The following is a 13120-nucleotide window of genomic DNA, read 5'->3' as shown; positions in this document are numbered from 1 at the left end:
TTGTCGAAACACGAATATCTCTATAGGCCGGCGATGACTGATGTAGCCAAGACCCTTGAGGAGCTTTGCACCGAACGCGGCATGCGCATGACCGAGCAGCGCCGCGTGATCGCGCGCATCCTGGAAGACTCGGAAGACCATCCCGACGTCGAAGAACTCTACCGCCGCTCGGTGAAGGTCGATGCGAAGATCTCGATCTCGACCGTCTATCGCACCGTGAAACTGTTCGAGGATGCCGGCATCATCGCCCGCCACGACTTCCGCGACGGACGCTCGCGCTATGAAACGGTGCCGGAAGAACATCACGACCATCTTATCGACCTGAAGACCGGCACGGTCATCGAATTCCGCTCGCCGGAGATCGAAGCGCTGCAGGAGCGCATCGCCCGCGAGCACGGCTTCCGGCTGGTCGACCACCGCCTCGAGCTCTACGGCGTTCCGCTGAAGAAAGAAGATCTCTGAAGCAATGGCAGCCCGGGAGACCAGCATTTGATCGCCTGGCTGCGAATCGCCTTCGCCGCGGTCGTTATCCTCGCCGTCAGCATCGTGCTCATGCCGCTGCAGGTACTGGCGCTGCGGTTCGACTGGCGGCTGCGGCGCAGGCTTCCCGGCACCTGGCACCGGATCGTCTGCTATTGCCTCGGCATCCGCGTCCGCGTCACGGGCAAGCTGGAAGATCGCCGGCCGCTGATGCTCTGCTCCAACCATTCCTCCTGGCTGGATATCATGGTGATGTCGGCCGTTGCCGACGTCGTCTTCATCGCCAAGATCGAGGTGCGTGACTGGCCGATCTTCGGCACGCTCGCCAAGCTGCAGAAGAGCGTCTTTGTCGTGCGCGAGGAGCGGCGCAAGACTGGTCATCAGGCAAACGAGATCGCCGGGCGCATGGCCGACGGTGAGATCGTCGTGCTCTTTCCCGAGGGCACGACCTCGGACGGCAACCGGCTGCTGGAGGTCAAGTCCTCGCTGTTTGGCGCCGCCGCGATGGCGGTGCCCACGTCACCGACGGGAACGGTCGTGGTGCAGCCGGTGGCGGTTGCCTATACCAGGGTGCATGGCATCGCCATGGGGCGTTATCACCGGCGGCTCGCCGCCTGGCCGGGGGATCTCGACCTCTTGCCGCATCTCATCGACATCGTACGCTGCGGCGCCATCGACGCCGAAGTTTCCTTCGGCGAGGCGGTGGACTACCGCGCCGAGACCAGCCGCAAGGAGGTGAGCGCGACGATCGCCTTGCGCATCCGCAACCTCCTGAACAGCCGCCTGCGCGGGCGGGAAATCTCTTAGAGCCTTTCCTGGTCAGATTGCAGCATTCTGCCGGAGCAGGTTTTCGTCAGGGCAGAGGCGATTGGCGAAGGGCATACCTCTTGGTACGACCAAGCCGATCGCCTCTGATCCTGGCGGAAAGATGCCCGGCCCTTCGGGTTGGCTGAAACGGGCCGCCTGCTCGATCGGCCGGCTTGGCCGTAGAGCTTGGCTACGACGCGCGCCGGCCGGTCGAGCATTCGACTCCGTTTCAGCCAACAGAATGCTGCAATCTGACCAGGAAAGGCTCTAGAAGAAGATTTCGATTTTCTCTGGCGGCAAAAACCACTAAATAGCGCGCCATGACACAGGATAGCGCCCTTCTCCAGGCCCCCGAGGCAATTCCCAGCGACAGCCTCCACGACGGCAGCAACAGCCGCAAGGTCTTCATCAAGACCTATGGCTGTCAGATGAACGTCTACGATTCCATGCGCATGAGCGATGCGCTCGCCCGCGACGGCTACGAGCCGACTGAAGATATGGAAGAGGCGGACCTCGTTCTGCTCAACACCTGCCATATCCGCGAGAAGGCGGCCGAGAAGGTCTATTCGGCGCTCGGACGGCTGCGCGATATGAAAAAGAAGAAGGCGGCGGACGGACGGGAGATGATGATCGGCGTTGCCGGCTGCGTCGCCCAGGCCGAAGGCGAGGAGATCCTGCGCCGCGCACCCGCCGTCGACGTCGTCATCGGCCCGCAGACCTACCACCGCCTGCCGGAAGCGCTACGCCTGGCCAAACAAGGCCAGCGCGTCGTCGATACCGAATATGCGATCGAGGACAAGTTCGAGCATCTGCCGATCGCCGAGAGCCGAAGGATCCGCGCCCGCGGCGTCACCGCCTTCCTGACGGTGCAGGAGGGCTGCGACAAATTCTGCACCTTCTGTGTCGTGCCCTATACACGCGGCTCGGAAGTGTCGCGGCCGGTTTCGCAGATCGTCGAGGAGGCCGAAAAGCTCGCCGACAGCGGGGTGCGCGAGATCACCCTGCTCGGGCAGAACGTCAACGCCTGGCACGGCGCCGGGCCGCAAGGTGAGGCATGGAGCCTCGGCGACCTGCTCTACCGGCTGGCCGAGATCCCCGGCCTTGCGCGGCTGCGTTATACCACAAGCCATCCGCGCGACATGGACGACCGGCTGATCAATGCCCATCGCGACCTGAGCGCACTGATGCCCTATCTGCACCTGCCGGTGCAATCGGGCTCGGACCGCATCCTGAAAGCGATGAACCGGCGCCATACGGCCGCCGAATATCTCACGCTGATCGAGCGCATCCGCACGGTGCGGCCCGACATCGCGCTGTCGGGCGATTTCATCACCGGCTTTCCGGGGGAGACAGATGAGGATTTTAAGGATACATTGAGACTTGTGGAGGAGGTCCGTTATGCACAGGCCTTCTCGTTCAAATACTCGACGCGGCCGGGCACGCCCGGCGCGGAGCTGAAGGACCAGGTGCCGGAAGAGATCAAGGCAGAACGGCTGGAACGCCTGCAAATGCTTCTCCTGAAGCAGCAGCAGGAATTTGCCGAATCCTGCATCGGCAAAGAGATCGACCTGTTGCTCGAAAAGCCCGGTCGCATGCCGGAACAACTAATCGGACGTTCTCCCTGGCTTCAATCCGTGAATGTTGATGCAAAAGCATCGCAAATCGGTGACATTATCAAAGTGCGAATCACAGGAACCGGAACAAACAGCCTGTTTGCGGAACGCGCAGAGGCTGCGGTTTAACCCAAGGAGCCCGACCGCTTGAACGGACAAGAATTGGTTTCTTCTTCACCGCGCCACCCCCGCACGCCGAGCGATACCAATCACTTCGTCCTGACGTTCGAGAACAACCGCTTCGCCAGCGAGCTCTTCGGTCAATTCGACCAGAACCTCAAGCTGCTCGAACAACGGCTGAACATCGATGCGCGGGCACGCGGCAATTCGGTCGTCATCACAGGCGATGTTGTGACCACCAACCAGGCGCGGCGCACGCTCGACTATCTCTATGAAAAACTTCAGAAAGGCGGCAGCGTGGAACAATCCGACGTCGAGGGCGCAATCCGCATGGCGGTCGCCGCCGACGATCAGCTCAGCCTGCCGACCATGGAGCGCAAAGCCAAGTTGACGATGGCCCAGGTTTCCACGCGCAAGAAGACGATCATCGCCCGCACGCCGACGCAGGACGCCTATATCAGGGCGCTGGAACGCGCCGAGCTCGTTTTCGGCGTCGGCCCGGCCGGCACCGGCAAGACCTATCTCGCCGTCGCCCATGCCGCTCAGCTCCTGGAGCGCGGCGCTGTCGAAAAGATCATCCTGTCGCGCCCGGCTGTCGAGGCCGGCGAGCGCCTCGGCTTCCTGCCCGGGGACATGAAGGAAAAGGTCGATCCCTATCTTCGCCCGCTCTATGACGCACTCTACGATATGATCCCGGCCGACAAGGTCGATCGGGCGATCACTGCCGGCGTCATCGAAATCGCGCCGCTGGCCTTCATGCGCGGCCGCACGCTCGCCAACGCCGCCATCATCCTCGACGAAGCGCAGAACACGACGTCGATGCAGATGAAGATGTTCCTGACGCGTCTCGGCGAGAATGCGCGCATGATCGTCACCGGCGACCCGAGCCAGATCGACCTGCCGCGCGGCGTCAAATCCGGCCTCGTCGAGGCCTTGCAGCTTCTGAACGGCGTCGAGGGCATCTCGATCGTGCGCTTCACGGATACCGACGTCGTCCGCCACCCGCTGGTCGGGCGCATCGTCAGGGCCTATGATTCCACGTATGCCGTCGCCGAAGACGTCAGCCGGCAGGGCTAATGGCCGAACTCGACATCCAGATCAGCGTCGAGGACATCGGCTGGCCCGGCGAGGAGACGCTGCTGTCGTTTTGCGAACGCGTGCTCGGCGCAGCAGTGGTCTATCTCAGCGACAGCGAGAAGCAGCCCTTCCCGACGTTGCCGCCCGAGGTTTCGCTTGTTTTCACCGACGATGCCTCGATCCAGGACATCAATGCGGAATGGCGCGGCAAGGACAAGGCGACCAACGTGCTCTCCTTTCCGGCCTTTCCGGTTCAGCCCGGCAAGATGCCCGGCCCGATGCTCGGCGACATCATCATCGCCCGGGAGACGCTGGAGCGGGAAGCGGCCGAGCTCGAAAAGAGTTTCGACGACCACCTGACCCATCTTCTGGTGCACGGTTTCTTGCATCTTCTCGGCTACGACCATATGAATAGTGCCGAAGCCGAAATTATGGAGGGGCTGGAGACTCGCATTTTGGCCCAGCTCGGCCTATCTGATCCCTACGAGGGTCAAGACCTTAAAATGGAACCATGAGCGACTTTACGACGAAGCCGGCGGCAGACGCCAAGGACTCCGAGCCATCCTCCTCTTCCGACGAGGCGGGCAGTAGTAGTCGGCCATCCGGCCGATCGCAATCCTTCTGGTCGCGCGCCGCGCGCATCCTTCGCCCGCAGCAGGGCTCGCGACTGCGTGAGGATCTCGCCGACGCGCTGATGACCGATGCGGCCGGCGACGACGCCTTTTCGCCCGACGAACGGGCGATGCTCAACAACATTCTGCGCTTTCGCGAGGTCCGCGTCGCCGACGTGATGGTGCCGCGCGCCGATATCGAAGCGGTCGACCAGAACATCACCATCGGCGAGTTGATGATCCTCTTCGAGGAATCCGGCCGCTCGCGCATGCCTGTCTATGCCGATACGCTCGACGATCCGCGCGGCATGGTGCACATTCGCGACCTGCTCTCCTATGTCGCCAAGCAGGCGCGCAACAAGCGCCGCGGCCCGGCGAAGCCGACCGCTGCCGTGCCGGCGATCGAGGTCGCGCCCGAAAACATCCAGAAGACCACGCGTTCGACCAAGCCGAATTTCGATCTCGCCCGTGTCGACCTGCAAAAGACGCTGGCCGAGGCCGGCATCGTCCGCAAGATCCTGTTCGTGCCGCCGTCGATGCTGGCGTCCGACCTGTTGCGCCGCATGCAGGTGAACCGCACGCAGATGGCGCTCGTCATCGACGAATATGGCGGCACCGACGGGCTGGCCTCACATGAAGATATCGTCGAAATGGTGGTCGGCGACATCGATGACGAACATGACGACGAAGAGGTGATGTTCAAGCGCGTCGCCGAGGACATGTTCATCGCCGACGCCCGCGTCGAGCTCGAAGAGATCGCCCAAGCGATCGGGCCGGATTTCGACATCAGCGAGCAGGTCGACGAGGTCGATACGCTGGGCGGCCTGATCTTCTCAGCACTTGGCCGCATCCCGGTGCGCGGCGAGGTCGTCCAGGCGCTGCCGGGCTTCGAATTCCACATCCTCGACGCCGATCCCCGCCGCATCAAGCGGCTGCGCATCACCCGCAAGCGCCACGCGATCCGCCGTCGCGCCAAGGCGGATGGTGACGCAGCTCCCGGCGACGACCGGCCGGCGGAATCGACCGCCAACTGACAGAAGGGCGCGATCCCGGATATCGGAAAAGCGCTGGGCCTGCCCGAGGACCTGATCAAGGCTTGTCCTCTGGTCTCTGGGCGTGGTTAGAATCCGGCGGCGAGAAGCCGGTCGAGAAATTGCACGCGGCCGCTTCAGGTCTGGCTTACGGTGAGCCTCAAGCGAAAAGCCCGACTAATTATCGAATATCGAAACCCGTCGGCATCACCGAGATCATCTTGGGGGAGCATTAGGAACGGCCTTGCGATCAGCCACAGACAATGCCGTGGATTTCCCGATATTGTTCCAACTGTTCTTTCGGACCGCCGAACGAGACCTTCTAAGAGCGCTGCGTCGCGATCACCTTGCCGCGGCTGCCCGATGGTGTCGGATCACTTCGTTGATCGTGAAGGTCAGAAATTTCTCGGCAAAGTCAGGGTCTAAACCCGATGTCGACGCGAGTGAGCGCAGTCTTTGGATCTGTGATTGTTCGCGCTCGGGATCAGAGGCGGGGAGTCCTTGCCTAGCCTTGAGCGCCCCAATCGCCTTTGTGCAACGGAAACGTTCTGCCAGCATATGCATCAACGCGGCGTCAATGTTGTCTATCGAGGCACGCAAGGCGAGGAGCTCGTGCGGAAAAGTCGATGTCATCGTGGGTACCCTTTAGTTGTGGTCACGTCTGTTTGTCGCGACACTGTCGCGCAAAATCCAAGACACATTTGGCCAATGGATGCGTTGGCAAAATCTGAACAACCGGCGAGGCTGCTTCAAGCTTTTCCAGAGAGCGTTGAGCGGAACGCCATCCCGATTCGATTCAGAGCGTTCATCAGGGCAATCGCATATGTCAGGTCCGCTAGTTCCTTGTTGTTGAATTCGACAGCAGCAGCCTCATAATCGCTATCAGGAACGCCGGTTTCGGCGACACGTGTTACGGTTTCCGCCCACGCCAGCGCGCTTCGTTCGCGGGCGTTGAATAGGTGACCAGCGTTTCGCCATATGGGCACTTGCCCGAGCTTCTCAACGGTCAGGCCTAACTCCAGGAGACTGCGGGAATGTACGTCGACGTAAAGCGCACTGCGATTCATTTGCGAAACTCGTAGATAAACCAGATCGAACAGTTGCTTGGGAAGGTCGCTCTTCTCAACAGCGGCGCGAACGCCCGCGAAGGCGTTGAAACCGTCAGGGGAAGCACTGGCACAATCAATGCGATCCGCCATGAAGAAATCCATGTTGCGACTGTAGGACGGATCATGTCCAATCTCGCACCAGTCGAGAAGGGCCATGAAGCAACTTGCGCACTGGGCCATGCAATCCTTGATGGACACTACCGGCAAAAGGCGATCGTTTCTTTTTGAAGGAGCTGCCCTTGGAACTGCCGCTGACGGCAAGATTGCGCCCTGCCGCACAAGTTCTGAAAATTCACTATTCACATGAGTTGCAATATCCGCTTTGCGAGGTGCTCCGCCACGCTTTGGCTGCCAATGTTCGTGAAGTTGACGAGCAGGGCCGCCGGCGCTTCCGAAAGCATCGTCCAATCGGCCAAGGCCTCCGCGTAAAGTCCGCTTTCCCGCATACGCGCTGAAAGCAAGCGGTCTGAGTGCTGGTTTTTCAGCTGGAGAATCAAGTGCATCCCACCCGGTTGGGAGGCAATGCTCATGTGCTTTCCAAGGACCGTCTCGAGGCCTATCGCCGTTGCTTTCCTGCGCTGAGCATAAAGTTTTCGCATCCGTTGGATATGACGCGCGAAGTGCCCCTCCTTGATGAACGCGGTGACGATGGCTTGTGTAAGCTCAGGACTCCCTCCCGCTAAAGTTTGGCTGATATGCTCAAACCGCTCGACCAGGTCTTCCGGGACGACAAGATAAGCTAGTCGAAGACCCGGAAAGAGAACCTTGCTGAAGGTGCCGGAATAGAGGACACGCCCATTGCGATCCAAGCTCTTTAGCGCGGGCAGCGGACGACTAACGTAGCGGTACTCGCCGTCATAGTCGTCCTCGATAATCCAAGACTTACTTTTCGCGGCCCAGTCCAGGAGCGCTAATCGCCGCGGCAAAATCAAAGACATGCCCAGTGGACTTTGGTGTGCGGGCGTCACAACGGCTGCAACAGCGCCATGGGCCGCCTTCAAGCCATCGGATATCACCATCCCGTCTTGATCCACTCGCACTGGGACGGTCGTGATTTGCATGTGTCTGAATATCTCTCGCGTTGGCGGATACCCCGGATCCTCAAGCCAGACGTGGTCTCCTGCCTTCAACAAAGTGTCGGCGATCAGTTCTATGGTGTGGCGATAACCTGATGTTATGAACACCTGAGAAGGCGAGCAGCCAATTCCTCGCGAAACCTGCAGGTAAGTTGCGATCTCCGTTCGCAGTGCGGGTAGGCCGTATATTGGAGGATGGACCATATCAGACGGCTGCATAGCGCGGACGCATCCCGCGCCCAGCCGCGCCCAGATCTTCCGAGGAAATGCATCGAGGGCTGGCAAGCCCATCTGAAACGGCAAAATGGAATCCGGACGAAAGCTAACCTCCGCTGCATTGCTTATTTGCTGCAGGGCTGGGACAGGCACAGGCGTGAGCGTACTGAGGCCCGGTGTTACAACGGTACCTGCTTGACCGTGTGATTCGACGTATCCCTCGGCTGCGAGCAAAGAATATGCCGATTCGATCGTACCTCTTGCCAAACCGAGTTCTTTTGTCAGCGCCCGCGCCGAGGGTATCCGGTCCCCGGGCTTCAAAAGGCCCGAGGCAATGGCGGCGCGGAACCGATCGTAGATTTGCCGATAGAAAGGCACGCCTGCGTTCGGATCTAGTGGCGGGAAGTCGTTGCTCTTCGCGACGGTCATGGGCCAGTCGTCATTTCAGCTTCGCTGCAAAGATCTGTACCATATCGTCCAGTGAACCGACAGCACGAAGGTCACCGATCTTGTGACGTGAGTGTCGTAAGCGCCGGTACCGGAAATCGCATTGATGGTCCAGATTCGTTTACCGTTCTTGGACCTTGGGTCTGCTTTGACCGGCCTGTACGCTCATTGATGCGGCCGGTGCTGCGCAAGATCAGGAGTGAATCCAATGAGAGTGCTTCATGTCAGCTGCAGTCCTCGCGGGGAAGCATCCGAGAGCTATCGACTCTCGCAACAGATCATCAGCCAGTTGCGGCAGAGCGATCCCGACACAACGGTAATCGACCGTGTGATTGGCCAAGGCGTCATCCCGCCGATCGACGAGGATTACGCGGTTTCCCAAGGCTCCTCCAAAGACGTGTCTCAACTCGGATCCATGGCCAAGTCTGAGGAGTTGATACTGGAGCTGGAAACTGCGGACGTCGTGGTCATTTCTACGCCAATGCATAATTTGACGCTCCCCGCGACCTTGAAGTTGTGGATCGATCATATCGTTCGAACGCGGAGGACCTTCAATATCAGCAAGTTTGGAAAGGTCGGGACGCTACAGGATCGCCCCGTCTTCGTCGCCATCTCCTCGGGCGGTCGATTCTCCGGTGAGCACCCGCAGCAACCCGACTTTCTCACGCCATACCTGACAGCAATCCTAGGCATGATCGGCCTACATAACGTAGCGATATTCTCGGTCCAAGGAACAGGCTCGCACGTCAATGAGCTTGCTTCGATAAGACGCAACACGGATCAATTGGTCCGAGAACACTTTGCCTCTTTCCATCCCGATCTGATCGCGGTGCCAACTTACTGATCGAGAATGGTGGGTAGGCTTAAAGTCGCAGGGTCAACTTTCAGTGCTGTCGGCTTCGATCGTTATCGCGCCAAGCTTGCTAAATCTGACAACAACGCGTTCGTCAGCGACCTTCAGCAATCTACTTATTTTCAAGGTTGCGGCAGATTGCACTGCTCGGCAACCTGCGCAAAATGCGAACGTCCGTTTGCATGATCCCGATAAGATGTTCTTTGCCGATCCGGCCGGAGGCCAACGCCCAACTTGAACCGCAGCGGTGGCGGCCCATGAGAGGCAATGTCTTCATTTAGAACGACTATCTGAGCCTTCCGCAGCCAGCAGGTGGGTTACGGGACATGCCCTAGCCTGCCGAGGCTGCGTGCGAAAGAGTGCGTGATGGCCCTAGTGTGACGCAACGCACTCATGGACTAATAATGAAGTCTAATCATGGTCCTTCTATCGACATCTCGATTTCAATAAAACAGAAGCAGATCGTCGCTGCATATGCGGCACGCTCTTTTCGCCAATATGTCAAAGCATCGACGAACCTATCGCGAAATAGACCTCGAATTCGCGGGGATATATTTTTGCGTGTTGCGTTCCTCGTCTCCAAAATGGAAGGAAATTGCCATGAACAGCCGTATCGACTATCGAAAGACTTCAGCTGCGGTTTCCAGAAATTTCAACGGGTTTCAGGAGCCCTTGCAAAAGATCAGCAAGTGGGCTGCGGTTCCTCGCATCCCAGCACACTGCGTAAGGTCAAAATTTGCATGTGCTGCACCTGCAGTTGCGATGTTCCTTGTTGGAAGCGGTGCCTTCGCCGATACCAGTGACGTCAAGGGGCCAAGGCCAGTGATCGTCGCGAAGTCGGGCGAACATTGCAAGGATGATCCAAACTGCTTTAACCGAGTTCACTATGCGGTTAAGCCAGTTGCGCGTGTGAAGCCTGGCCAGAAATTCATTCTCGAGACCCGTGATGGGCTGGATTCCGACCTTGATTTTTCGTCGACCGCGGAGGACGTCGCGGCCGTCGACCTGAACCGCTGCCACCCCCTGACGGGCCCCGTCTATATTGAAGGGGCCAAGAAGGGCGATTCTATTGCCGTGACAGTGGTGGACATCGAGCCTGACGAATTCGGGACGACCACGGTCGTTCCGGGATTCGGTTTCCTGAGAGATCTGTTCACCGATCCATACATTGTTCACTGGGATCTGAACCGCCTGGAAGCACGCTCCAAAGACATGCCCGGCATCTCGGTGCCAAACAACTCCTTCATGGGTACCATTGGTGTGCTTCCAGACAAGGAAGAACTTCAAAAATGGCTTAAGCGCGAGCAGGAGCTTGCCGATGCAGGCGGTGCAGTGCTGACGCCGCAGCCAGTTGAAGCGCTACCAGCAGATCTCTGTGGCGTCGATGGCACAGCAAAGTCCGAATGCCTACGCACCGTTCCGCCGCGTGAGAACGGAGGGAACGTTGACGCCAGGGAAACAATTGTCGGTACGACGATATTGTTGCCATGCTTCATCGACGGTTGTGGTCTGTTTGCCGGTGACGTCCACTTTGCCATGGGCGGCGGCGAGGTGGCCGGAACCGCCATCGAGACGGGTGGTAGGGTGACACTCGAGGCCCAGGTCAGACCTGGTGGTGCCAAGCTTCAGACTACAATGCATTTCGAAGGCGGTTCACAGCTCAAGCAGCTTGCGCCATCGAGTTTCTACGCGATCTCAGGTCTCCCGGTTAAGAGTGAAGGCGAACTGCCTGTTTTTGAGACCTACCTTGGTGGTGAGAAGATTGCTCCGCTCGCAAACCTCTCGGAGGATCTCACGCTAGCAGCGCGAAACGCCACGCTCAACATGATCGATTTTCTGGTCAAGACCAAGGGACTCACCCGCGAGCAGGCTTACGTTCTGACCAGTGTCGCTGTCGACCTCAACATAGCGCAGGTCGTCGACTACCCCAATGTGGGGGTTACGGCGATCTTGAATCGCGACGTGTTCAAGGAGCAATGATCATGCAACGCCGCACCCTATTGACCTTAGGCACAGGCTTAGCCGTTTCAGTGCTTACGGGGTTCCGCCCGGCGGCTACGACCACCGAGACACACCACAGGCCCGCCGGACTTTGGTTCGCCGATATGGAACCCGACGGCTTGACGCGGACCTACCGCCGGTACCGCCTTCTGCTCGTCGGTCAGAGAGACGATGCAGTCGCGAGTGACCTGTCGGAATCGGCAGTAGAGGTGCTGGAACGTTTTCTGCCTGCTTCGCGCGCAAGACTGATCCGCGCCGCTGACACACGGCGCGTCGGGGTCCTCATCGGCACACGCCAGCAGGATATCGCCATCATGACGAGGGAGAGCGCCGAGGCGCTCTTCGCCGCCGGACCGCCCTTCGCCGATATTCGCAATCTGCCATTAAGGCTCATCGTGTCGTTCGACAGCCACGTGCTGGTGAGCCGAACGGATTTTCCGGACAGTCATGCCTATGCCGTCGCGCAAACACTGACCGAGCACAAAAACCTACTGCCGAGACCTGCCGTCGCACCCGATGGGCTGATCCCCGTGCACCGAGGAGCTCACGCTTATTTTACGGGCGAAACCATCTGACAATCGTGACGACGTGAGCATCACACCTCGTGTGACCAGCAATCAGAATTGAGGTTGACAATGACAATCGTAAAGGCCGCCGCGGTCCAGATCAGTCCCTCGCTTTACAGCCGTGAAGAAACGGTCGACAAAGTCGTCACCAAGATCGCCGACCTTGGTGACAAGGGGGTCCAGTTCGCGACCTTTCCCGAAACGGTCGTCCCATATTACCCGTATTTCTCCTTCGTCCAGTCCGCCTATGACTTGCGGACAGGAAAAGAGCATCTGCGATTGCTGGATCAATCGGTCACCATCCCATCTGACACCACACGCACCATCGCTGAAGCCTGTAAGCGAGCGAGGGTGGTCGTTTCCATAGGGGTCAATGAACGCGACGGGGGCACGATCTACAATACCCAGTTGCTGTTTGATGCCGATGGTACTTTGTTGCAGCGACGCCGCAAGATTTCACCGACCTTCCATGAAAGGATGATCTGGGGATATGGAGACGGGTCTGGCCTTCGGGCTGTCGACAGCGCGGTGGGACGTATCGGCCAACTCGCATGCTGGGAGCATTACAATCCGCTTGCGCGCTTCGCGCTCATGGCTGATGGCGAGCAAATTCACTCGGCAATGTATCCCGGCTCGTTTGGGGGGGATCTGTTTTCCGAACAGATGGCTGTCAACATCCGGCAGCACGCGCTGGAATCCGGTTGTTTCGTGGTCAATGCAACAGCCTGGCTCGACCCGCAGCAACAGGCCCAGGTCATGGAAGACACCGGCTGTAGTATCGGTCCGATTTCCAGCGGCTGCTTTACCGCGATTGTCGCACCGGACGGCAGCTTGATCGAGGAACCATTGCGCTCAGGCGAAGGCGTCGTGATTGCTGATCTCGACTTCACCCTGATCGACAAACGCAAACAGCTGATGGATTCACGCGGACACTATAGCCGGCCCGAACTGCTCAGTCTGTTGATCGATCGTACGCCGACAATTCACGTGCATGAGCGCATCACGCCGTCCGTGCCGACGAATACTGCCGAGGTCACTGAAGGAGGTCCTGCGTTGGTCTGATTACCGCATCAGCTTCGCCCTCCGGAACTTGATCGTTGAACTCTCACCGTC

Annotated in this window: 13 protein-coding genes; 10 read left to right on the top strand and 3 right to left on the bottom strand. The window is 59.1% G+C overall.

Going from position 1 to position 13120, the window contains the following annotated elements; translation table 11 throughout:
* The first annotated feature begins 33 nt into the window (after positions 1-33).
* The 6 genes from AC245Y_RS00165 (at position 34) to AC245Y_RS00140 (ending at position 5742) form a co-directional block, all read left to right on the top strand.
* Complete coding sequence (locus AC245Y_RS00165; RefSeq protein WP_003544875.1) at positions 34-462, top strand: Fur family transcriptional regulator; 429 nt, start codon at positions 34-36, stop codon at positions 460-462.
* Between the two features lie 27 nt (positions 463-489).
* A complete protein-coding gene (olsA, locus tag AC245Y_RS00160; protein WP_017995863.1) occupies positions 490-1287 on the top strand; it encodes a lyso-ornithine lipid O-acyltransferase in 798 nt (265 codons plus the stop codon).
* A 320-nt stretch (positions 1288-1607) separates the two neighbouring features.
* Entirely contained in the window at positions 1608-3029 is a 1422-nt protein-coding gene (miaB, locus tag AC245Y_RS00155; RefSeq protein ID WP_017995862.1) for a tRNA (N6-isopentenyl adenosine(37)-C2)-methylthiotransferase MiaB, read from the top strand.
* Between the two features lie 18 nt (positions 3030-3047).
* Positions 3048-4097, top strand: a complete 1050-nt coding sequence (locus tag AC245Y_RS00150) for a PhoH family protein (RefSeq protein ID WP_003556049.1) — start codon at positions 3048-3050, stop codon at positions 4095-4097.
* Positions 4097-4612 (top strand): rRNA maturation RNase YbeY, encoded by a 516-nt coding sequence (ybeY, locus tag AC245Y_RS00145; protein WP_012755778.1) that lies wholly within the window; start codon positions 4097-4099, stop codon positions 4610-4612. Before AC245Y_RS00150 ends, ybeY begins: the two co-directional genes overlap by 1 nt.
* Entirely contained in the window at positions 4609-5742 is a 1134-nt protein-coding gene (locus AC245Y_RS00140; RefSeq protein ID WP_017995860.1) for a hemolysin family protein, read from the top strand. The genes ybeY and AC245Y_RS00140 overlap by 4 nt, the downstream gene beginning before the upstream one ends.
* A gap of 339 nt (positions 5743-6081) precedes the next feature.
* Here the strand turns inward: AC245Y_RS00140 and AC245Y_RS00135 are convergent, their stop codons facing one another.
* The 3 genes from AC245Y_RS00135 to pdxR all read right to left on the bottom strand — a co-directional run bounded on the left by AC245Y_RS00135 (position 6082) and on the right by pdxR (position 8569).
* A complete protein-coding gene (locus AC245Y_RS00135) occupies positions 6082-6372 on the bottom strand; it encodes a chorismate mutase (protein ID WP_017995859.1) in 291 nt (96 codons plus the stop codon).
* A 116-nt stretch (positions 6373-6488) separates the two neighbouring features.
* On the bottom strand, positions 6489-6938 hold the full coding sequence (locus tag AC245Y_RS00130; protein WP_026157551.1) for a carboxymuconolactone decarboxylase family protein: 450 nt from the start codon (positions 6936-6938) through the stop codon (positions 6489-6491).
* A gap of 209 nt (positions 6939-7147) precedes the next feature.
* Entirely contained in the window at positions 7148-8569 is a 1422-nt protein-coding gene (gene pdxR / locus AC245Y_RS00125; protein ID WP_017995857.1) for a MocR-like pyridoxine biosynthesis transcription factor PdxR, read from the bottom strand.
* A gap of 226 nt (positions 8570-8795) precedes the next feature.
* On the opposite strand from pdxR, the gene AC245Y_RS00120 reads away from it, so the two are divergent.
* The 4 genes from AC245Y_RS00120 (at position 8796) to AC245Y_RS00105 (ending at position 13069) form a co-directional block, all read left to right on the top strand.
* Positions 8796-9431 (top strand): FMN-dependent NADH-azoreductase, encoded by a 636-nt coding sequence (locus AC245Y_RS00120; RefSeq protein WP_012755773.1) that lies wholly within the window; start codon positions 8796-8798, stop codon positions 9429-9431.
* Positions 9432-10040: 609 nt separating this feature from the next.
* Complete coding sequence (locus AC245Y_RS00115) at positions 10041-11420, top strand: acetamidase/formamidase family protein (RefSeq protein WP_012755772.1); 1380 nt, start codon at positions 10041-10043, stop codon at positions 11418-11420.
* Between the two features lie 2 nt (positions 11421-11422).
* Positions 11423-12016 carry a hypothetical protein gene (locus AC245Y_RS00110; protein ID WP_012755771.1) on the top strand — a complete coding sequence of 198 codons (594 nt, stop codon included), beginning with the start codon at positions 11423-11425 and terminating at the stop codon, positions 12014-12016.
* A 60-nt stretch (positions 12017-12076) separates the two neighbouring features.
* Complete coding sequence (locus AC245Y_RS00105) at positions 12077-13069, top strand: nitrilase-related carbon-nitrogen hydrolase (RefSeq protein ID WP_012755770.1); 993 nt, start codon at positions 12077-12079, stop codon at positions 13067-13069.
* The last annotated feature ends 51 nt before the right edge of the window (positions 13070-13120 follow it).

The organism is Rhizobium sp. SRDI943 (assembly GCF_057653695.1).
Note: the sequence above shows the minus strand (reverse complement) of the source record. Positions and strands in the feature narration are given on the sequence as shown.